Origin of the sequence: Rossellomorea sp. GCM10028870 (genome assembly GCF_042666755.1) — a bacterium.
Taxonomy (GTDB): Bacteria; Bacillota; Bacilli; order Bacillales; family Bacillaceae_B; genus Rossellomorea.
Window position 1 is genome coordinate 1 of sequence record NZ_JBHTGN010000011.1, and the last position, 21,575, is coordinate 21,575.

21 protein-coding genes, 1 tRNA gene, 1 rRNA gene, 1 other RNA gene and 1 other annotated feature are annotated in these 21,575 nt (G+C 42.3%); of the genes, 17 read left to right on the forward strand and 7 right to left on the reverse strand.

Annotated features, from left to right (window positions below; all coding sequences use genetic code 11):
• Both rrf and ACFQWC_RS23020 read left to right on the forward strand, forming a co-directional pair.
• Positions 1 to 83: ribosomal RNA gene (gene rrf / locus ACFQWC_RS23220) — 5S ribosomal RNA — on the forward strand; the annotation flags it as partial.
• A gap of 678 nt (positions 84 to 761) precedes the next feature.
• Complete coding sequence (locus ACFQWC_RS23020) at positions 762 to 1,247, forward strand: glutathione peroxidase (RefSeq protein ID WP_299747029.1); 486 nt, start codon at positions 762 to 764, stop codon at positions 1,245 to 1,247.
• A gap of 39 nt (positions 1,248 to 1,286) precedes the next feature.
• Here ACFQWC_RS23020 and ACFQWC_RS23025 read toward each other — a convergent pair whose 3' ends face one another.
• Positions 1,287 to 2,222, reverse strand: a complete 936-nt coding sequence (locus ACFQWC_RS23025) for a YaaC family protein (RefSeq protein ID WP_299747027.1) — start codon at positions 2,220 to 2,222, stop codon at positions 1,287 to 1,289.
• A 112-nt stretch (positions 2,223 to 2,334) separates the two neighbouring features.
• Between ACFQWC_RS23025 and guaB the strand changes: the two genes are divergently transcribed.
• The 6 genes from guaB (at position 2,335) to ACFQWC_RS23055 (ending at position 9,321) form a co-directional block, all read left to right on the forward strand.
• Entirely contained in the window at positions 2,335 to 3,798 is a 1,464-nt protein-coding gene (guaB, locus tag ACFQWC_RS23030; RefSeq protein ID WP_299747024.1) for an IMP dehydrogenase, read from the forward strand.
• 196 nt (positions 3,799 to 3,994) lie between these two features.
• A complete protein-coding gene (locus ACFQWC_RS23035; protein WP_341357220.1) occupies positions 3,995 to 5,350 on the forward strand; it encodes a serine hydrolase in 1,356 nt (451 codons plus the stop codon).
• A 676-nt stretch (positions 5,351 to 6,026) separates the two neighbouring features.
• The gene (gene pdxS / locus ACFQWC_RS23040) at positions 6,027 to 6,911 is read left to right on the forward strand and encodes a pyridoxal 5'-phosphate synthase lyase subunit PdxS (protein WP_299747018.1); all 885 of its coding nucleotides are present in this window, start codon (positions 6,027 to 6,029) and stop codon (positions 6,909 to 6,911) included.
• Positions 6,912 to 6,922: 11 nt separating this feature from the next.
• Positions 6,923 to 7,513 (forward strand): pyridoxal 5'-phosphate synthase glutaminase subunit PdxT, encoded by a 591-nt coding sequence (pdxT, locus tag ACFQWC_RS23045; protein ID WP_299747016.1) that lies wholly within the window; start codon positions 6,923 to 6,925, stop codon positions 7,511 to 7,513.
• Between the two features lie 53 nt (positions 7,514 to 7,566).
• Positions 7,567 to 7,775 (forward strand) — a binding site (T-box leader).
• Between the two features lie 48 nt (positions 7,776 to 7,823).
• Positions 7,824 to 9,101, forward strand: a complete 1,278-nt coding sequence (serS, locus tag ACFQWC_RS23050; protein WP_377109171.1) for a serine--tRNA ligase — start codon at positions 7,824 to 7,826, stop codon at positions 9,099 to 9,101.
• 127 nt (positions 9,102 to 9,228) lie between these two features.
• Positions 9,229 to 9,321: transfer RNA gene (locus ACFQWC_RS23055), tRNA-Ser, on the forward strand.
• 94 nt (positions 9,322 to 9,415) lie between these two features.
• Here the strand turns inward: ACFQWC_RS23055 and ACFQWC_RS23060 are convergent.
• The 5 genes from ACFQWC_RS23060 to ACFQWC_RS23080 form a co-directional block, all read right to left on the reverse strand.
• Complete coding sequence (locus tag ACFQWC_RS23060) at positions 9,416 to 9,775, reverse strand: hydrolase (protein WP_299747010.1); 360 nt, start codon at positions 9,773 to 9,775, stop codon at positions 9,416 to 9,418.
• 260 nt (positions 9,776 to 10,035) lie between these two features.
• A complete protein-coding gene (locus ACFQWC_RS23065) occupies positions 10,036 to 10,704 on the reverse strand; it encodes a deoxynucleoside kinase (protein ID WP_044340684.1) in 669 nt (222 codons plus the stop codon).
• Positions 10,688 to 11,344: a deoxynucleoside kinase gene (locus ACFQWC_RS23070; RefSeq protein WP_299747006.1), complete on the reverse strand. Its 657-nt coding sequence runs from the start codon at positions 11,342 to 11,344 to the stop codon at positions 10,688 to 10,690. Before ACFQWC_RS23070 ends, ACFQWC_RS23065 begins: the two co-directional genes overlap by 17 nt.
• Positions 11,345 to 11,585: 241 nt before the next feature.
• The gene (locus ACFQWC_RS23075) at positions 11,586 to 12,872 is read right to left on the reverse strand and encodes a glycoside hydrolase family 18 protein (RefSeq protein ID WP_299747003.1); all 1,287 of its coding nucleotides are present in this window, start codon (positions 12,870 to 12,872) and stop codon (positions 11,586 to 11,588) included.
• Positions 12,873 to 12,949: 77 nt separating this feature from the next.
• A complete protein-coding gene (locus tag ACFQWC_RS23080; protein ID WP_377109173.1) occupies positions 12,950 to 13,489 on the reverse strand; it encodes a cysteine hydrolase family protein in 540 nt (179 codons plus the stop codon).
• Between the two features lie 83 nt (positions 13,490 to 13,572).
• Here ACFQWC_RS23080 and tadA point away from each other — a divergent pair, with 83 nt between their 5' ends.
• The 8 genes from tadA (at position 13,573) to ACFQWC_RS23120 (ending at position 19,081) form a co-directional block, all read left to right on the forward strand.
• A complete protein-coding gene (tadA, locus tag ACFQWC_RS23085) occupies positions 13,573 to 14,067 on the forward strand; it encodes a tRNA adenosine(34) deaminase TadA (protein WP_299746997.1) in 495 nt (164 codons plus the stop codon).
• Between the two features lie 98 nt (positions 14,068 to 14,165).
• An RNA gene (gene ffs / locus ACFQWC_RS23090) (signal recognition particle sRNA large type) lies at positions 14,166 to 14,429 on the forward strand.
• 173 nt (positions 14,430 to 14,602) lie between these two features.
• Complete coding sequence (dnaX, locus tag ACFQWC_RS23095) at positions 14,603 to 16,291, forward strand: DNA polymerase III subunit gamma/tau (RefSeq protein ID WP_299746994.1); 1,689 nt, start codon at positions 14,603 to 14,605, stop codon at positions 16,289 to 16,291.
• Positions 16,292 to 16,320: 29 nt separating this feature from the next.
• Positions 16,321 to 16,644 carry a YbaB/EbfC family nucleoid-associated protein gene (locus tag ACFQWC_RS23100; RefSeq protein WP_172655813.1) on the forward strand — a complete coding sequence of 108 codons (324 nt, stop codon included), beginning with the start codon at positions 16,321 to 16,323 and terminating at the stop codon, positions 16,642 to 16,644.
• 11 nt (positions 16,645 to 16,655) lie between these two features.
• The gene (recR, locus tag ACFQWC_RS23105; RefSeq protein WP_044340678.1) at positions 16,656 to 17,252 is read left to right on the forward strand and encodes a recombination mediator RecR; all 597 of its coding nucleotides are present in this window, start codon (positions 16,656 to 16,658) and stop codon (positions 17,250 to 17,252) included.
• 17 nt (positions 17,253 to 17,269) lie between these two features.
• Positions 17,270 to 17,488: a YaaL family protein gene (locus tag ACFQWC_RS23110; protein ID WP_044340677.1), complete on the forward strand. Its 219-nt coding sequence runs from the start codon at positions 17,270 to 17,272 to the stop codon at positions 17,486 to 17,488.
• 62 nt (positions 17,489 to 17,550) lie between these two features.
• Entirely contained in the window at positions 17,551 to 17,814 is a 264-nt protein-coding gene (locus ACFQWC_RS23115; protein WP_044340676.1) for a pro-sigmaK processing inhibitor BofA family protein, read from the forward strand.
• A gap of 112 nt (positions 17,815 to 17,926) precedes the next feature.
• Complete coding sequence (locus ACFQWC_RS23120; protein WP_299746983.1) at positions 17,927 to 19,081, forward strand: glycerate kinase; 1,155 nt, start codon at positions 17,927 to 17,929, stop codon at positions 19,079 to 19,081.
• 69 nt (positions 19,082 to 19,150) lie between these two features.
• Here ACFQWC_RS23120 and ACFQWC_RS23125 read toward each other — a convergent pair whose 3' ends face one another.
• On the reverse strand, positions 19,151 to 19,630 hold the full coding sequence (locus tag ACFQWC_RS23125; RefSeq protein ID WP_299746980.1) for a PaaI family thioesterase: 480 nt from the start codon (positions 19,628 to 19,630) through the stop codon (positions 19,151 to 19,153).
• Positions 19,631 to 20,358: 728 nt separating this feature from the next.
• Here ACFQWC_RS23125 and ACFQWC_RS23130 point away from each other — a divergent pair.
• Positions 20,359 to 21,180, forward strand: a complete 822-nt coding sequence (locus tag ACFQWC_RS23130) for a hypothetical protein (RefSeq protein WP_377109176.1) — start codon at positions 20,359 to 20,361, stop codon at positions 21,178 to 21,180.
• Positions 21,181 to 21,575: the final 395 nt, after the last annotated feature.

Genomic DNA, 21,575 nt, shown 5'->3' on the forward strand with positions numbered 1-21,575 from the left:
CCATGCCGAACACGGAAGTTAAGCTCTTCAGCGCCGATGGTAGTTGGGGGATCTCCCCCTGTGAGAGTAGGACGTCGCCAGGCAAATATGAAAAAAGGGTAGCTCTTAGGAGTTACTCTTTTTTTGTTTTTTTATCTGAAATGTTATTGGAAGGTGAATCAGGCATCTATCTTTCATACAGGTGGTATTAGGAATGAAGAAAGGGGTTAGTACACTACCCTGGTATAGTTTTTATGTTAGAAAATGGAAAAATATGCATAAAGGGATGAATTCGACGCAATAACATTCAAAAACGACGCATAAAATGAAAAATCGACGCAATTAACATACAGCTTCAAGCTTAACCCGCCTCTATATCTATGAAAATATTGATATCTACCACCCTAAAATAGTCTTCGTTAATATAAAGAAGAATTTTTAGATAGATAGGAACATTTATTAGTGCTTATTACATATAAAACTTCATTTTGAGAGACACGATATCCTCGAAATCTTTCCTGGTGGCCAGCAAATGCAATGTTACTCCAAATCATCCTTAATTATTTGTATATAAATCCTATTTTCCATCAACTATTCAATTTAATAATTCTATTAGATATCCTACGTCCGACAACCCAACACCAAACACCCAACACCCAACACCTCACCTACCCACTGTATCTCAAACAACCACAAACCTCCATCATCACATGCTCAAAATTGCTATCCACCAACTCTCTAAAGTATTATTTAAATAAGAGTATATACGAGGAGAGAAGAACATGACGACAATTTATGATTTCACCGTAAAAAGAGCGAATGGATCTGTAACGTCTCTAGAAGAGTACCAGGGGAAAGTAATGCTTATCGTGAACACTGCCAGTAAGTGTGGCTTTACACCTCAATTTGAGGAGCTGCAGGGCCTGTATGAAGAGTATAAGGATGAAGGACTTGTTGTCCTTGGATTTCCATGTGATCAGTTCATGAACCAGGAGTTTAATGATCAGGATGAGATCATGGAGTTTTGTCAGGTGAATTACGGGGTATCTTTTCCGATGTTTGCGAAGGTCGATGTGAAGGGGAAGGAAGCTCATCCTCTATTCACGTTTTTAACGAAAGAGAAGAAGGGTGTCCTTCTTTCGAACATTAAGTGGAATTTCACTAAATTTTTAGTCGGGAAAAATGGTGAAGTTTATGATCGCTATTCTCCGCAAACCAATCCACGCAAAATCGAGGGGGACATTAAGAAGTTACTTCAAGAACAATAGAGAAAGAGGAGAGGCAGCCCGTCATCCTTCCTCTTTTTCCTACATTTTATCCATGAGTAATTTAAGTAAAAGGTATGGTGCTTTTTCTGTTGTGACATTGATGAATGTGTTGATAATAGGATAGTCTTCATTGGTTCGGTTTTTTAAAAGTTCCACCCACCATTCTGTTTCGTATCGGGCAATCATGCTTAGGTTGTATAGTATGGCATAATGGATGAGAACTTCAGGTATAGTAGTGGCTTCATTCCGAATCCCGGGAAGAGCTAGTTTGTTTTTGTTGAAATGCCATCTAAAGGGAAGATGCTCTTGGACATTTGGTGCTTGTAACGAATTGTCCGAGTTCCAGGTGAATTCCTCTGTCACCTTTTCATTCAGATACTGTTTAAGTAAGCTTTCTGACATATGAAAGTAAGATAGTAATGTCTCATCAATGATCAGCTCATGTTGTTGATTGAACCAGAACATGGTTTTCTTTTTGAGCAATACATGAAATGCTTCTTCAAGCTCGGGTATTTGTACGAGTAAATCTTCCATCTTGTATTTTTCCCCCACGATATGTTTCACGTGAAACACCAGGTTGGAAAAGTGTGAAAATAGACCATTTTTCTGCACCTTAACTTCATCTTGTAAAAAACGGTACTGCTGCTTTTTTCTTTTCCTGGATGTAATCCCATGGGCCAGGACCGTGGTTGTTTCTGGGTATAAGGGATCTTCTGTTAAAACAATCGCTTTTATAAAATGAATATATCCGTAGAAAAGCAAAATAGGTTTGAGTGATATAGGCGATTGCGTAGCTTGTCTGTAATAAAGTTCGCCTTGCTCCAAGTAGTACATGAATGGATAACAGTTATCATAGCTTTTCGTTTCAGCTTGAGAAGACCCCATTTGTTCATAGCATTTTCTTAGAAACTTCTGGGAGTATTCTGCTGACTGAAAATAGTGGATGAAGTCCCAGTGTTGACGTAATTCGTTCAAGTGATCACCTTCTAATTATTCTGAAAAATTAAATTAATCCTATTCATCTTGACAGTATTTTAACCAATTGATAACCTACTAATAATATTTTGGGACTAGGGAGGCCGAAAACATGTGGGATTCTAAATTTGCTAAAGAAGGTTTAACGTTTGATGATGTACTATTATTACCAGCCAAATCAGAGGTATTACCAAAGGATGTAAATATTTCTGTTGAGTTGACAGATTCAATAAAATTGAATGTTCCTGTGATTAGTGCAGGAATGGATACTGTTACAGAAGCTGAAATGGCGATAGCAATGGCTCGACAAGGTGGACTTGGTATTATCCACAAAAATATGAGTATTGAACAGCAGGCTGAACAGGTTGATAAAGTAAAACGTTCCGAAAGTGGAGTTATCTCAGATCCGTTCTTTTTAACTCCGGATCATCAAGTCTTTTCTGCAGAACACTTGATGGGCAAATATAGAATTTCCGGTGTTCCGATTGTGAACAACGAACAAGAGCAAAAGCTGGTAGGGATTTTAACGAATCGTGACCTTCGTTTCATCCAGGATTATTCCATTCAAATCTCGGATGTCATGACGAAGGAAAATCTCGTTACAGCTCCTGTTGGCACTACCCTAGAAGAAGCGGAAAAAATTCTTCAGCAGTACAAAATTGAGAAGCTTCCTCTGATTGATCAGGAAGGGACACTTAAGGGATTAATTACGATCAAAGATATTGAAAAAGTAATTGAATTCCCCAACTCTGCTAAAGATGATCAAGGACGATTATTAGTGGGAGCAGCTGTCGGTATTTCGAAAGATACGATGACTCGTGTTGAACACCTAGTGAAAGCACATGTGGATGTCATTGTAATTGATACAGCTCACGGCCATTCAGCAGGAGTTCTTTCTATTGTTCGTGAAATCCGCGATGCTTATCCAACGTTAAATATCGTAGCAGGAAATGTGGCAACGGCAGATGCGACAAGAGAATTGATTGAAGCTGGTGCTGATGTAGTCAAAGTGGGGATTGGACCTGGTTCAATCTGTACGACTCGCGTCGTTGCAGGTGTCGGCGTTCCACAAATTACCGCTGTATATGATTGTGCGACAGAAGCAAGAAAGCACGGAAAGAGCATCATTGCTGATGGCGGCATCAAGTATTCAGGTGATATCGTAAAAGCTCTGGCAGCAGGTGGACATGCCGTTATGTTAGGAAGCTTACTTGCAGGTACATCTGAGAGCCCAGGCGAAACGGAAATCTTCCAAGGACGTCGTTTCAAAGTATATAGAGGTATGGGATCAGTCAGCTCCATGGAAAAAGGATCGAAGGATCGGTATTTCCAGGAAGAAAATAAAAAGTTCGTTCCAGAAGGTATCGAAGGCCGCATCCCTTACAAAGGTCCTTTAGCAGATACATTGTATCAGCTAATCGGAGGCTTACGTTCAGGCATGGGATACTGCGGAACGAAGGACCTATACGAGTTAAGGGAGCAGGCACAGTTCATTAAAATGACGGGTGCCGGACTTCGAGAAAGTCATCCTCATGATGTTCAAATTACGAAAGAAGCACCGAATTATTCATTATAAGAAAATAATTCCAAATGCTGATCAGATACTCCTGATCAGCATTTTTTAATTTGTATAAAAATGATATTTACCGCCTTTTATCAGAGGTCGCAAGTCCCTTGACCCATGCCAAAACTAGTCATATTCTCTGTCTATTCTTACCTTTCGAACTATGATAAAATAACGAAGGTGTACATAAAATCTTGGAGGGCTAAAAGTGAAAAGAAGTTGGATTCAAAAATCTTTTGTTTGTATGATGGTTTTAATGATGGCAATGGGTATTGTAGGGAGACCTGCAAATGCTCAAGGAGACTTGGACGTTAACGCAAAAGCTGCGATTCTAGTAGAAGCCAGCACTGGCAAAATTCTTTATGAAAAGAACTCAGAAAATGCTCAAGGCATTGCAAGTATGACGAAAATGATGACAGAGTACTTGTTACTGGAAGCAATTGAAGAAGGTAAAGTGAAATGGGACCAGAAGTATACGGTACCTGCGAACCTTTCTCAAATGTCCCATAATACTGGTCTCAGTAATGTTAGTCTTGAAGTAGAAAGTACTTATACCATTAAAGAGTTGTATGAAGCAATGGCGATTTATTCAGCTAATGCAGCGACGATAGCGATTACTGAAACGATTGCCGGCTCAGAAGCGAACTTCGTTAAAATGATGAATGCAAAGGCTAAAGAACTTGGTCTGGAAGAATATAAATTTGTGAATTCTACGGGTTTAAACAATAAAGACTTGGCACCTTATGTAGAAAAGGTGGTAGGTGGTCCGGAAGAAGAAAATGTGATGTCTGCAAAGGATGTAGCAACACTCGCGTATCGCTTGCTGCATGATTATCCGGAGGTACTTGAGACATCCAGTATTGCGAAGAAGGTATTTGCGGAAGGAACGGATGACCCCACTCAAATGGATAACTGGAACTGGATGTTACCGGGGCTGATCCGCGAATACGAAGGAATGGACGGACTGAAAACAGGTACGACTGATTTTGCGGGTGCCAACTTCACAGGAACAGCAGAACGGGACGGAATGAGATTCATTACGGTTGTAATGGACGTTGAAGTTCCAGCTGGTGAAAACTCCTATGATGCCCGCTTTAGTGAAACAAGAAAAATGATGGACTATGCCTTTAACAATTATACAATAGAGGAAGTACTCCCTGCTGACTACCAAGTAAAAGGTCAAAAGACACTTCCGGTTGAAAAAGGGAAAGAAAAAGAAGTTCAAATCAAAACGGATTCTTCATTGAGCATGGTGATCAAGAACGGTGAAGAAGATCAATATAAACCGAAATTTGTAGTAGATAAGAAAAAGCTGAACGATGATAGTGAACTGACAGCTCCAGTTAAAAAAGGAGAAAAAGTTGGATATGTTACGTTAGAATCAAAAGATAAAAAAGATTTAGGCTACCTTACAGATAAAGGTACCAATGCTTCTAAAGCATCTGTTGTTGCTGTAGATGGGGTTGAAAAAGCAAACTGGTTTGTCCTTTCAATGAGAGCTGTAGGTGGTTTCTTCGGGGACATCTGGAACTCGGTTACATCAACGGTTAAAGGCTGGTTCTAATACCCCCTTAGGAAATGATTCATTCAGCACCAAGACTTTTACATTAGGACAAGTCTTGGTGTTTTTTTATAGGCAGGGTGATAAAGAGGCATCTTCCTAAGAGCACCTTTAGAAGTTCCCAAGAAATACATGCAAGGCCTGACCAAGCCGCTTCCGCTTTTCGTCTTGTCCAGCTCCAGGGCTTAGAGGCTCGAGGTCATAAGCCAAACATGCCAAAAAGGCAAAGAACGCCTTTCCGGCATGTTCGTCTTATGCTTGTCGCCTCTGGGCAAAGCCCTTCCGCTTTTCAAGATGTCCAGCTCCAGGGCTTAGAGGCTCGAGGTCATAAGCCAAACATGCCAAAAAGGCAAAGAACGCCTTTCCGGCATGTTCGTCTTATGCTTGTCGCCTCTGGGCAAAGCCCTTCCGCTTTTCGAGATGTCCAGCTATAGCGGCTAGTCCCTCGAGGTCATAAGCTAAATCGACCAAAAAAGCAAAGAGCGCCTTTCCGGTCGATTCATCTTATGCTTGTCGGGCCTGACCAAGCCGCTTCCGCTTTTCGTCTTGACATAAGTCTTTTTTTATTGTTTATTTAGCAGTAGGGTTACATAATCATTCCGATTGTTTTAGTCGCGTTTTCTTCCTTATTTGGATGGAAATGGGACAGGCATGGGATAAATATAAGGGGGATATAGATATGATGAAGACTGGTACAGATCGTGTTAAAAGAGGTATGGCTGAAATGCAAAAAGGCGGCGTTATTATGGACGTTGTGAATGCAGAGCAGGCAAAAGTTGCTGAAGCTGCGGGTGCAGTTGCAGTAATGGCTTTAGAACGAGTTCCAGCAGACATCCGTGCTGCAGGTGGGGTAGCAAGAATGGCAGACCCTCGTATTATTGAAGAAGTTATGGGCGCTGTGTCGATTCCAGTAATGGCGAAGGCTCGTATTGGTCATATTGTAGAGGCAAGAGTTCTTGAATCAATGGGTGTTGATTATCTTGATGAGAGTGAAGTATTGACGCCAGCTGATGAAGAGTATCATTTAAATAAAAGAGATTTCACTGTTCCATTCGTATGTGGGTGCCGTGATTTAGGTGAAGCTGCCCGCCGTATTGGTGAAGGTGCATCTATGCTGCGTACAAAGGGTGAGCCTGGAACAGGTAACATCGTTGAAGCGGTTCGTCATATGCGTAAGGTAAATGCTCAAGTACGCAAGCTTGTGAGCATGAATGAAGACGAGATCATGACAGAAGCGAAGTTACTGGGAGCTCCATACGAATTATTGTTAGAAATTAAAGAAAACGGCCGTTTACCTGTTGTAAACTTTGCTGCAGGCGGAATTGCAACACCAGCTGATGCGGCTCTTATGATGGAATTAGGAGCTGACGGAGTATTCGTGGGTTCTGGTATCTTCAAATCAGAAAACCCTGAGAAATTTGCAAGAGCTATTGTAGAAGCGACTACTCATTATCAAGATTACAAGTTAATCGCAGAGCTATCAAAAGAGCTTGGTGTAGCAATGAAGGGAGTAGAAATTTCTTCTATCTTACCTGAAAACCGTATGCAAGATCGTGGATGGTAAGGTGTGATTCTATGTTGAACATCGGTGTATTAGGACTTCAAGGTGCCGTCAGAGAGCATGTTCGTTCAATCGAAGCTTCTGGTGCCAAGGCAATCGTCATTAAGCGTGTAGAACAGCTGGAAGAGATTCAAGGTCTGATCATGCCAGGCGGGGAAAGTACGACCATGAGAAGGCTGATTGATCGATACGGCTTTATGGAGCCGTTGAGACAATTTGCTGCAAATGGCAAACCGATCTTCGGGACGTGTGCGGGACTGATTCTCTTAGCGAAGCATATTGTCGGGTATGAGGAACCTCATTTAGGTGTGATGGACGTAACGGTCGAGCGTAATTCCTTCGGTCGTCAGAAAGAAAGCTTTGAAGCGGATCTTTCGATTGCTCATGTTGGAGAAGGGTTCAATGCCGTTTTCATCCGTGCCCCTCATATCGTGGAAGCGGGAGAAGATGTTGAAATCCTCGCAAAGCATAATGGTCGAATTGTCCTTGCTAGACACGGACAATTCCTCGGTTGTTCTTTCCATCCAGAGTTAACGGATGATCACCGTTTAACTTCCTTCTTTGTTGAGATGGTGAAAGAAAGCATGGAAAAAACAATCGCATAATTTTATTGCAAAATGGAAAACATTGTAGTAGATTATGAAATAACCAATAAAAAATTAAATCGTTGATAGGAAATAGTAGTAAAGAAGGCTTGCTTTAGAGAGTCGGTGGCTGGTGAGAATCGACGCAAGAGCTTTATGAATCCATCCTTGAGTGAAGTACTGAATGAAGTAGGTATTTTCGGTGATTCCGTTACCATCTCTTAAGAGGAAGATGCTCTGCGTCTTCAATTAGGGTGGCAACGCGGAAACCTCCGTCCCTTTTACCAGGGATGGGGGTTTTTTATTTTTTTATAAAAAAGGAGAGAATCTCATGTTAGACATTAAGTATTTACGTAACAATCTGGAAGATGTAAAAGCCCGTCTACAACATCGCGGTGAGAACCTGGAGGATTTCGGTAAATTCGAAGAGCTTGATAAAAGAAGAAGAGAGCTGCTTGTGGAAAGTGAAGAATTAAAAAGCAAACGTAATGACGTATCACAGCAAATTGCCCAGCTAAAGAAAGAGAAAAAGGATGCTCAGGACCTGATTGTTGAAATGCGTGAAGTCGGGGCCATGGTGAAAAAACTGGATGATGAATTACGAGGAATTGAAGAGGAGTTAGAGCGCATCCTGCTTTCCATCCCTAACATTCCACATGAAACTGTACCAGTTGGTGAAACTGAGGATGATAATATAGAGGCCCGCAAATGGGGAGAGATCCGTGAGTTCGATTTTGAGGCACAGCCTCACTGGGACATTGCAACAGGCCTCGGGATCCTGGATTTCGAACGAGCCGGGAAGGTGACCGGAAGCCGCTTTGTTTTTTATAAAGGGTTAGGAGCAAGACTAGAAAGAGCCTTGATTAACTTCATGATGGATCTGCACATGGATGAGCATGGATATACAGAAATGATCCCTCCATTCCTGGTGAATCGAGCGAGTATGACAGGAACAGGTCAACTTCCTAAATTTGAAGAAGATGCGTTTAGAATAGAAAGCGAGGATTATTTCCTGGTTCCTACAGCAGAAGTACCTGTAACCAATTATCACCGCGATGAGATCATGAAGGGTGAGGAGTTACCTGTAAGCTATGTAGCGTACAGTGCAAACTTCCGTTCTGAAGCGGGTTCTGCAGGCCGTGATACACGTGGTTTGATCCGTCAGCATCAGTTCAACAAAGTAGAGCTTGTTCGCTTTGTGAAGCCTGAAGATTCTTATGATGAGCTTGAGAAGTTGACAGGTCATGCTGAAAAAGTCCTTCAGCTACTAGGTCTGCCATATCGAGTGCTATCTATGTGTACAGCGGACTTAGGTTTCACGGCTGCCAAGAAGTATGACATTGAAGTATGGATTCCAAGCTACGGAACTTACCGTGAGATTTCTTCTTGCAGTAACTTTGAAAGCTTCCAGGCAAGACGAGCGAACATTCGTTTCAGAAGAGAAGCTAAAGGGAAACCTGAACATGTTCATACATTGAATGGATCTGGCTTGGCAATCGGACGTACGGTTGCCGCTATCTTAGAAAACTATCAACAAGAAGATGGGTCAGTCGTGGTTCCAGAAGTACTTCGTCCATATATGGGTGGAGCAGAAGTCATTAAAGCATAAGACAAAACTGAAGATGGAAGACAAACAAAAGGTGCCTCACGAATTATTGTGAAGCACCTTTTGAATTTTTTTCGGAAATATGCTTGACTCTATTTGTACACCATGGTATTATAGTTCTTGTCGATACGGAGGAATACCCAAGTCCGGCTGAAGGGATCGGTCTTGAAAACCGACAGGGGTGTAACAGCCCGCGGGGGTTCGAATCCCCCTTCCTCCTCCATTGATTTTTTTATAACCATAGCGCATAAACATTGGAGATAGAATTCGTTACATATTATATGTAACGAATTTTTTTAATTTATACATATGACCGTTTACTTAAGGTTTTCGATGTCCTCTCTTAGGTGAGGATCGGAAGTATGGCCAAGTACACCTATTTCTGTAATATGTTTCCGTGCTTCTACGTCACCCAGCTTAAAGATCATTGAATAAATGTTTTTCATCGATTGATCATATTGATCGTCCTCTGGTGAATTGTGATATTGGCGGAAAGGAACCTGAGCCCGTCTCATGGTCGACATGTCATCATCATAGTTATCGTTAAAGAGCATTTTAAGCTCGTTCACTTCGGTTGGGGTAGCGAATATGCGAAAGCTTGGACTGGCATTTTGATTCGGATCCTGCAGGATATCCCCGCTGCTTATATCTACAAAATAAGTTCGTTTCGATTCCATGATTAATCCAACTCCTTATAAATCTGTTTGTTTGTACATATACCTCTTTTTGGCTGGAAATAAACGGATGGATGTTTTCCGGCCACCATAAAAAAAGACTACTCCTGCCGCAAAGCACAGAGTAGTCTTTTTTTCTATATTCTGATCCAGTTTCGGCGCCTAGTCCCTCGAGGTTATAAGACAAGCCATCCAAAAAGCCGCCTTTCCGGAAGGCTCGTCTTATGCTTGTCGAGCCAGGCCAAGGCGCCTCCGCTTATCGTTTAGCTCTTCAGCATTCTCGTCTGTTCAATGAAATACCCGATTCGTTCAACGATTGGTTCGATTGAGTTTTGATCGTTCACCAGGTCGTATTCGCTGATGTCCAGTCTGAGTACTGGACAGGCGTTAAATGAGTTGATCCAGTTTTCGTAACGCTCATGCATTTCTTCCCAGTAGGCAACAGGTGTTTGTTGTTCCATTGGGCGGCCGCGCTCACGGATGCGATCAACGACATTATCAATGGATCCTTCAAGGTAGATCAGAAGATCAGGGTGAGGGAAGTATGGTGTCATGACCATGGCATCGAAAAGGCTTGTATAGGTTTCATAATCGATTTCGCTCATATTCCCTTTTTCATAATGCATGCGGGCAAAGATGCCTGTATCTTCATAGATGGAACGGTCTTGAATAAAGCCTCCACCGTATTCAAAGATTTTCTTTTGTTCTTTGAAGCGTTCTGCTAAGAAGTAAACTTGAAGGTGGAAGCTCCAGCTTTTAAAGTCCTGATAAAATTTATCGAGGTACGGATTGGTATCAACTTTTTCAAATGACGTTCGGAAACCCAAGGCATTGGCCAAGCCGTTTGTCATAGTGGATTTACCGACGCCGACTGTACCCGCAATGGTAATCACGGCATTGTTCGGGATCCCGTATTTAGTGCGAAGATTCATGATAGTGAACTCCTTTTTTTAGTGTAGTCTCTAATTGAGTGAGAATGTGTTCCAGGTCCTCTTTATTTTGAACGAAGTCTATGTGGTCGCCATTGTAGCGAAGAACAGGGATATCAGGGTGAGTTTCTTCGAATGTATTCATGTATTCTTCATAATCTAACGATAGCTGCTTTAGATAAAGAGGGCTGATTTTCTTTTCAAAGTCTCTTCCTCTTTTTTCAATGCGCTTTAAAAGGGTATCAAGACTTGCGTTCAAGTAGATCACAACATTGGGCCTCGGCATATCCGACGTTAGGATCTCATAAATATTGTGATATTTTTTGAACTGCTGTTCATCCTTCAATGTACGCTTAGCAAAGATGATGTTTTTAAGAATATGATAATCTGCTACAACAGATTTGTTTTGAGATAGGTAGTGTTTTTCAATATCCTCTAGCTGTTTGTAACGATTGCATAAGAAAAACATCTCTGTTTGAAAGCTCCACTCTTCGATGTCATCATAGAATTTATCTAAGAACGGGTTTTCATCCACAATTTCTTTTAGTAAGTGGAAATGAAAGTGCTCAGAAATCGCTTTTGCAAGAGAGGTTTTTCCTATTCCAATCGGACCTTCAACGGTAATGAAAGGAATGCGCCCCATTAATTTTCCTCCTCATATTACGGCAATCTTTTCTTGTGTGAAAAAATAAAAATAAAAAATTACGACAGGAATTATTGTAACACAATAGATGGATGGTTTGTTTAGGTTATTTCCAAGGATTTTGAAATTATGCTACGTTCACTATATCGACTTTAAGTGGCCAACTATTAAGGAAAAGACAAACAAAAAGCTGATGGACAGGTGTTTATAGATTCACCTGTCCGTCAGCTTTTAGTATTTATTATCTTTTTACAACATTGAAATTGTCGGATATTAACAACCAGTTCTGAGGGAAGGAGAGCCCGAGCTTCCAATAGCTCATTCCCCTTAATTTTAACTCTTTCATGAGATCAAATTTCGCTTGGATGCTCCGGGCATCTTCAAACCATACTTCATGATCTTTTCCGGTGCTTGCATCCCGGTATTTAAAGAAAGGGGCCTGTGCTTTTTGATCATACTGAATCGGGACGTTATTGTCGGCGGCAATCTTGATTGCCTGTTGTGGACTGATGGCTTTCGCTGTACTTCCTTGTACAAAAGGGAGGGTCCAGTCATATCCATATAAATTTTGCCCCATGAGAATCTTGGATGGAGGCATTTCTGAAATGGCGTATTCAAGCACTTCCCGAACAGGTCCGATAGGGGAAACGGCCATGGCTGGACCACCGCTATACCCCCACTCATAGGTCATGATCACGACGAAGTCGACGATTTCACCGTGAGCTTTATAATCATGTGCTTCATACCACTTTCCTTTTTGATCGGCACTGGTCTTGGGAGCCAGGGCGGTTGAAAGCAGCCATCCTTCTTGATTGAACCGCTGCTTTGCTTTTCGTAAAAATTGGTTGTAGGCTTCTTTGTCCTGTGGACGTAAATATTCGAAGTCGAAGTGAATGTCCCTGAAGCCATATTTCTTGGCGGTTTGGACAACATTATCGAGGAATTTATTCTGGATTGCCTGGTCGGTTAGCAGGATTCGCCCAAGTTCATCACTGAACGTTCCTTCTTCTTGATTGGTGATGGCCATCATTAACACATTATTATTATCTTTCCCTGTTTGAAGCAAATTTCCAAGGGGTGGTTCCTGCAGTGTTCCATCCCGTTTGGCTTGGAAGCTGAATGGAGCCAGGTAGGTGAGATAAGGAGCTGCTTCTTTCGCGCTTTCTTCCAGGTTTGGGGCCACTTCTTTTCCGTAGGGTTCAACATACCCATTAAATTCAGCCCTTACTTTAGGCTTCTGTGGAATATATAATCGAAACCCTACCTGCAAAGGTTGATTGGGAGAAATTCCGTTCACTCTTGCCAGCTCCTGATAGGGGACACCTGTCTTCTGGCTGATCGCCCAAAGACTATCCCCTGGTTGCACAAAATAAAAACTTCCTATAATAGGGATAACCAATGATTGGCCAATCACTAAGTTATCAGGGTTTGGCAGTTCATTGGCGTCTACTATATCCTTAACTGTTGATCCATACGCTTGAGCGATACCAAATAATGATTGGTTTGATTGGACAACATGAATTTGCATAAACAGACCCTCCTATATTTCATTCACTATATTCAACTTATGAAATGAAAGAGGTGGATATGTTTTTTGAGTGAATTTTATAAGATCTCATCGGTCGGTTCTATCCTTGCTTTTAATACGTTTTTCATCATCGTTAACGCATAGTGATTATCTTCATCACTGACTGACGCAATGGCATCAGAGGGCACAATGAGGTTAAACTCTCTCATATAAGCATCGTTTGCTGTAAAGAGTACACAGATGTTTCCTGCAATACCCGTGATGATAAGATTTTTTACAGACAGGTGATGCAATAGTGTATTTAAAGCAGTACCATAAAAAGCGGAATGTTTAGGTTTAATGAGAAAAAAATCTTTATCCGTCGGCTGGAGCGGCGTCATGATGCTATCGCTGACTTCATTATGGCATTTCTTATAGATCTCTTTGTAATCTGCTTTCCAAAGCTCATAATGGTCGTTAATATAAATGGTAGGATGCTGATGTTTGGTACAATAGTGACGTAATGAGTTAATCGGTTCAACAATATTGCTGGTATGGCTCGCCAGTGTGTGACCGTGTTCGAAGTCGAATGGATTCATAATGTCTATAACAAGAAGAGCGGTATCTTTAGGTATCATGTTGAAAGCCCCTTTCTCTTATAGTTTGGAGTGAATGGGGATATTTTATAAAGAATAGATAAATAAATTTGCGGGAGTATATAATGGGTATAAGAGAAGAACGATTTATGATGGAAGCACTAAAAGAAGCGGAAAAAGCGGCAGCGATTCAGGAAGTCCCGATCGGAGCGGTCATTGTAATGGGTAATGAAATCATCGCCCGTGCTCACAATCTGAGAGAAACGAGTCAAAATGCCATCACCCATGCCGAGACATTAGCTATCCAAGAGGCATGTGAGAAGCTTGGCACTTGGAGGCTTGAGGGCGCAGAGCTTTATGTCACACTTGAACCGTGTCCTATGTGCAGTGGAGCCATCATCCTTTCCAGAATTGAGAAAGTCATTTACGGGGCAAAAGACCCAAAGGCAGGCTGTGCGGGAACGTTAATGAATCTACTTGTGGATGATCGATTTAATCATCAGTGTGAAGTAGTACCAGGAGTGCTGTCGGAAGAATGTGGTGGAATCCTTTCCCGTTTTTTTAAGGACCTGCGAGAGCGGAAGAAGCAGGAGAAGAAAAATAGGACTTCTGGATTGTAAATAACTTACAGCATTCCATCATTGCTTTTTACCGTAAATCCTAGTATACTTAATCTTGCGTCGCACTAATGACGCAACTAAATATGGTATCAATTTTGCCGTGCTAGGTGGGGAGGTAGCGGTGCCCTGTACTCGCAATCCGCTCTAGCGAGACCGAATTCCTTTCCGAGGCTCGCACTCTGTAGGGCTGCCTCAAGTAAGTGGTGTTGACGCCTGGGTCCTGCGCAATGGGAATCCATGAACCATGTCAGGTCCGGAAGGAAGCAGCATTAAGTGGAAGCTCCCATGTGCCGCAGGGTTGCCTGGGCCGAGCTAACTGCTTGAGTAACGCCTATGGATGCTTGTCGACGAAAGGTGCACGGCAGTTTAATAAATAAACAACAACTCATCCTTTATCGGGTGAGTTTTTTGTATGTAAAAGGGTTTTATAGACAAAAGAGGTCATCCTGAATTGATCTCCGGTTTTCTTTGTAAAAGGGATTTAAATTACGTTATAATAGACACTATAGTACATAAAACAAGAGGGGGGAGTATTTTGGCATATCAAGCTTTATATCGTGTGTGGCGTCCTCAGTCATTTATTGATGTAGTTGGACAGCAGCATGTAACGAAAACGTTGCAAAATGCCCTCCTTCATCAGAAGATTTCTCATGCCTATTTATTCTCCGGACCAAGGGGAACAGGGAAAACGAGTGCAGCGAAGATTCTGGCGAAAGCAGTTAACTGTGAGCGTTCTCCTGTAGCCGAACCCTGTAATGAATGTGATGCCTGTAAAGGAATTACCGACGGTTCGATCCCGGATGTCATTGAAATCGATGCTGCTTCCAATAACGGGGTGGAAGAGATCCGGGACATACGGGATAAAGTCAAATATTCTCCAAACGTAGTCGAGTATAAAGTCTACATCATAGATGAAGTTCATATGCTGTCTATCGGAGCATTTAATGCGCTGCTGAAAACCTTAGAGGAACCGCCTAAGCACGTCATCTTTATCCTGGCGACTACAGAGCCGCATAAGATTCCCCTTACGATCATTTCACGCTGTCAGCGTTTTGACTTCAAACGAATTACAGCCAGGGATATTGTGGGACGAATGAGTCATATTGCCACAGAATCAGGTGTGAATTATGAAGAAAATGCCCTAACGATTATCGCAAGGGCAGCTGAGGGTGGAATGCGTGATGCCCTAAGTCTTCTCGACCAAGCTATCTCCTTTAGTCAGGATCAGGTAACGGTAGACGATGCCTTGACTGTAACAGGGGCTGTTTCTCAAGGCTATTTAAACACCCTTGCGAAAGCGATTTTGGAAAGAGATGTCACAAGTGGATTAAGTGCGCTGGAAGAACTGTTGTTCCAAGGTAAGGACCCGGCAAGGTTCGCAGAGGACTTTATCCTTTATTTTCGGGATATGCTGCTATACCAGACGGCTCCTAATCTTGAAGAATCACTGGAACGTGTCATGCTCGATGATGATTTTAAAGAATTAGCCGGACAAACCCAGGCTCAGCAGATTTATCAATATATCGATGTCTTGAATCAGGCCGGTCAGGAAATGAAGTTCACCAATCATGCCCGTATCTACCTCGAGGTTTCCATTGTTAAGCTTTGTCAAATGGAAGCACCGGCAGCGGCTTCCTCACCTGAAGTGAACGATATGATGAAAAAGATCAAACTTCTTGAAAAAGAGGTTGAACAGCTGAAGGCGAATGGAGTCAAGGTTCAAGCAGAGCCGGCTTCACAACCGGCGAAAAAACCGATCAGGGCAAAGAAAGGCTTCCGGGCTCCTACGGGAAAAATTCAGGAAGTACTCCGGACGGCGACGAAAGAAGATCTCAATCTGATCAAGAGCCGCTGGGGAGATATGGTCGAAACATTGAACCAGCGTCAAATGCGCTCACAATCAGCACTGTTAAATGATGCTGAACCTGTAGCAGCTACAAACGGCTCATTTGTGTTAAAATTTAAATACGATATTCATTGTCAGATGGCAATGGAGAATCAAGCTTTCACTTCAGCGATTGCTTCCATACTGGAAGAGCTTACAGGAAACAGCTATGCAGCGATTGGGATTCCTGAAGATCAGTGGATGTCCATAAGAGAAGACTTTATCCGAAACTCTAAATCAGAAGATGGAGAATCATCTGGTGAGGATCAAGGTGAAGACTCACTCTTGAAGGAAGCTGAAAAGCTTGTCGGTATGGATTTAATAGAATTAAACGATTAATCTAAAAAAAATTAACTGGAGGTAATAATATGATGCGTGGAAATGGTAATATGCAAAATATGATGAAGCAAATGCAAAAGATGCAAAAGAAAATGGCGGAAGCACAAGAAGAATTAGGGGAAAAGCAAATTGAAGGAACAGCTGGCGGCGGAATGGTGACTGTTATCGTTTCCGGTCACAAACAAGTAATCGATGTAAAGATCAACGAAGAAGCTGTTGATCCGGATGATGTAGAAATGCTACAAGATTTAGTCCTTGCAGCGACAAACGATGCACTGAAGAAAGCAGACGAATTAACGAACTCAACTATGGGTCAATTCACTAAAGGAATGAACCTACCGGGAATGTTCTAGGAGGCAATACGATGCATTATCCTGAGCCTATATCGAAGCTGATCGACAGCTTTATGAAATTGCCGGGAATCGGGCCGAAAACTGCGGCCCGACTGGCTTTTTTTGTTCTTAGTATGAAAGAAGATACTGTCCTTGATTTTGCCAAGGCATTGGTCAATGCAAAGCGTAATCTAAGTTACTGTTCCGTTTGCGGTCACATCACCGACCAAGATCCATGTTATATATGTGAGGACCAAAGAAGAGATCGCAGCATCATCTGTGTGGTTCAAGATCCCAAAGATGTCATTGCAATGGAGAAGATGAAAGAATATAACGGACAATATCATGTGCTCCACGGAGCCATCTCCCCAATGGATGGGATTGGACCCGAGGACATCAATGTTCCGGATCTGATAAAGCGTCTTCACGGTGACGAGGTCCAGGAGGTCATCCTCGCTACCAACCCGAACATAGAAGGGGAAGCGACAGCAATGTACATCTCACGTCTCGTCAAACCATCAGGTATCCGAATCACGAGGATTGCCCATGGTCTTCCTGTCGGTGGAGATCTTGAGTACGCAGATGAAGTAACGTTATCGAAAGCTCTTGAAGGAAGAAGAGACGTTTAACGAAGGAGAGGATACCTATGTTTTTCCGAAAAAAAGGAAAGCTGAAAAAAGAGTATGACCAATCCTTACTACACGTTTTAGACGAAACCAAGGATCATTGGAATCAGCAACGTTCCATCGATGAGATGAGTGTGGATTATAATCTGAACATCCACTGTCATTCGAAAATAGCAGAAGCTAAATATTTTTTTCTCTTTAGAGAAGCAAAACATAGAAAGATCGTCATAAAAAGGTAGACAACCCTCATATCCTTTCAATAAGAGACTATTTATGTTCTATGTTGAGAGGAGAGAAGGGTATGAGCCCAGTTATCGTCATTGCGGTGATCAGCGGACTGATTGTACTTCTATTGGCCACCGGCACACCCATCAAGCCACTTCGGTTTGTCGGACAAGTTGCCATGAAGGTCATGATCGGAGCACTCTTTTTATTTTTCCTGAACGCCTTTGGCAGTCAGTACGGAATCCACGTTCCTATTAATTTAGCAACCTCATCTATTTCAGGGATTTTAGGTATTCCCGGAGTAGTGGGACTAACCGTCATTCAGATGTGGATCCTATAAGGATCAATAGAATAGTAAGAAGAAAGGCAGTCGAAGTATCAGGTGGGATTTTTTCTTACCTCTGATCTTGGCTGCTTTTTTACATAGAAAAGACAGAGGAGGCGGGAGAACTATGAAAATCGTCATTGCACCGGATTCCTTTAAAGGTTCCATGACAAGTAAAGCAGCGGCCGAAGCGATTCGGAGAGGGATTCACCGTATTAATCCTACACACCAAACAGTCATGATCCCGATGGCAGATGGTGGTGAAGGAACGGTTGATGCCATGATGACCATCATGAATGGGGAAACACGATCGGTTCAAGCGAGAGATCCCCTGGGACGTAAAATCTCAGCAGCTTTTGGGTGGGTATCTGAAACAAAGACAGCCGTAATTGAAACGGCAGCAGCATCCGGGCTTACTTTGTTAACAGAAAGTGAGTTGAACCCGGGCGTGGCCTCTACATTCGGGACCGGTGAGCTTGTGAAATCCGTTTTAGACCTTGGAGCAGAGCACGTTATTCTTGGGTTAGGAGGGAGTGCAACCGTAGATGGAGGGGCAGGGTTCCTGCAAGCGTTAGGAATCCGTTTTTTCAATAAGAAAGGACAAGAACTCGAAGCTGGAGGAAGCATGCTGGGGAAAATTGACTCGATTGACTCCACTAAACTCGACCAAAGGCTTCAGGCCGTTAAGTGGACAGTCGCTTCAGACGTAACGAACCCTCTGTTAGGGAATGAAGGGGCTGTGACCGTGTTCGGACCGCAGAAGGGTGTCAAACATGAGAAACTTGCAGACTTTGAAAGAGGCATGGAACACTTTGCTGAAAAGGTAGTTGAACATACGGGACTGGATTGCCGCCTCGATCAAGGAAGTGGAGCTGCCGGTGGGCTTGGTTACTCCCTTCACTCCTTTTTTCAACCAGTTTTTAAGAGCGGATTAAGTATTATCGCAGAAGAGAGCTGCCTGGAGTATCACTTGAAAGATGCGGCACTCGTTTTGACTGGGGAAGGGAAGATCGATGCACAGTCCCTCTATGGAAAGGTACCCGTAGGCATCGGGAGATTAGCTTTAAAGTATGAAGTTCCGGTAGCTGTGTTTGCAGGGAAAATAGAAGGGGATTTAGAGCAAATTTATGCTGAAGGTATACAGTTACTGCTTCCGATCGTTAGTCAGCCTATGTCTTTAAGAGTTGCAATGACAAGCGGAAGCATTTTGTTGGAAGAATCGGCTTCAAGGTTGATGAGGACATATGAATTATTTGCCGAGATGAGAAACAAACCAGTTTAATTTTGTATATTAATAGTGCCCGTCCTTCCTTCCGGGGTGGAGGGGGGACTGGCACTTGCTGTTTTTACACTATTCACTTAAAAACGTTTTTGGCATCACAACAGCTACTACTTCACCACGAGCACACAATTTCCCCTCCGCAAATACTTCTGTTTCCACCCTGAATTTCTTAGGATGAACTTCATGAACCGTACCAACTGCTTTTAATGGGACATGATGAGGTGTCGGTTTCATAAAATCCACTTGTAAGGAAGCGGTGACAAAACGTGGAGGCTCTTGACCATCACCGATTTCTCCACCGTTCTTTCTATGAAGAATAATCGCAGCTGAACCAGTGCCATGGCAATCGATTAAGGAAGCAACCAACCCGCCATATACGAAGCCCGGTAAAGCAGTGTGTTCCGGTTTAGGCGTGTAGATCGTGACCGTGTGACCATCTTCCATTCCAGTACGAAAATGATGCCCTTCCTTATTGAGTCGGCCGCAGCCATAACACCACGCAAAATCATCTGGGTAATCATCCTGGATGGCACGAATGACTTCGTTCATTGTATATTCTCCCTTCAACACAAACTCTTTCTCTAGTACTCTTCTATAAACGTGCTGAAATCCCTTTATTGGATTGATATATGTGATCTCTATGTTTTTAACATAAGTTCTGCAAGGCTCTGTCAATTAGTGTGTGCTGGATGGTGAGGGGAACTGCTCCGCTTGCAGCTAGCGTTCGGCCGAGCCTCCTCAGCTTAGCCGAACGGGGTCTCGGCACGCCCGTACTTCCACAGGAGTCTGCGCAGTTCCCCTCACCATCTTTAATAGGATCTTTGTGCAGAGCTTCAAGGTGTACCAGAAAACAAAATAACTAGAAAAAATAATTCTGCTTCATTAAGACAAACAATCTCTACTTACCTTAAAAGAGATTGTTTGCTAAAAAGCTTGTTTTAATTGTTTTCGATTAAGGATTCATGCTCAGAAAGTTGATTCTCGCTGCAGGATGATCGACTCCTGCGGGAATAGCTGGACAGGTGAGACCCCGGAGGCGCAGCCGAGGAGGCTCACCGCCAGCCCCGCGGAAAGCGAGCATCCTGTAGCGGAAATCAACTATTACTTTCTTATCTCCAATAGCAACAAACTTTACAAAAAGAGCCTTTTACAATTATAAAGGTAAAAACACTTTTCATTATTAGTAGTGATTGGTATAATATGGTTAACCTCACTCCTCCCTTCCTGTTTTATTTTCCATTTCAACAAAAAAATCCAGAAAGCTGGTGGTCTTAACAGTGAAAAGTAGACTAATTCAAGACAGTCCTCAAATCAGAGTATGGTTACAGGAATTCAATCATCCCGACGAGCATCTCGAAATGCTGGAAAAATTCAAGATTGGCAGAGAATTCAATCTGAGGTCGCGTGGATTAGTAGAGTATTATGGAAATGACTTCATCGATTATAAACGTGAACAGATGGCCAATAAAAAGCGTAATCAGTTCCTCACTGACTTTGCCTACTATATGACGGATCATTTAGAAGATGATTGGCCCCGTTCCTGGAAAGAGTGTCTTCCTTCCTTTTGGGAAGAATTGATATTTGCCTATCTCCCACACCACATGAAAGTCGTCCCCAAGAAAAACCACACACAAGATTTCCTCTTACAACTGAAAAAGTTCGTCCGGTGGCTTGATAAAAGACACAATACAACCTTTCTCGACATTGTCGATCCTTACATTACTGAGGCGTTACCAATCTTAAAGAATTATGAAACGCTTTTCTCTGAGCTCTTCTTGAAAAATCATCCGGGTTTTCACAATCCTGAATGGGACTTTACGAAAGATTTGGAACGCCTTGATGAATTAATGGAAGAATATGAAGAAACAGTTTACGGAGTATTCCGAGTGAAGCAGATGGTTGATGATGGGATTCAGCTTCTGGATCTGCATTCACATTACACGTATTTCACGAATGGCATACCTAGGAATAAAGTAGATTCGGAAATGATCTTAACGGCATGCTTAGGGAAAAGAGGTCATGAACTCGTATGGAAACTGGTTTTTGCAGATGGAATCTATCCTAAGAGAGCGTTTAAGTATATACAATTAGCCGATTAAAATTAAGTCGACAGCATCTGTTCATTAGTAGAGGGCAGGTGCTGTTTGTTTCTCAAATTATTTAAGTTAGACTAGTTTATCTTATAAACTGGAACACTCCCTGAAATAAATATGTAAAAGGTGAAAAATAGTATTGACTCTCAATAGTAGAAGATGCTATTATATTCCTTGTCGTCAAAACGACGCGAAAAACAAATTTCAAAAAAAGCTTGACGCTTTATGACGAAAAATGTTATATTTAAGAGGTGCTCAAGAGAGCCCAACGTTATATTGAACCTTGAAAACTGAACAAAACAAGACAATACGTCAACGTTAATTCTAGATTTATTTTTAAAGAGCTATTCAAACTTTTATCGGAGAGTTTGATCCTGGCTCAGGACGAACGCTGGCGGCGT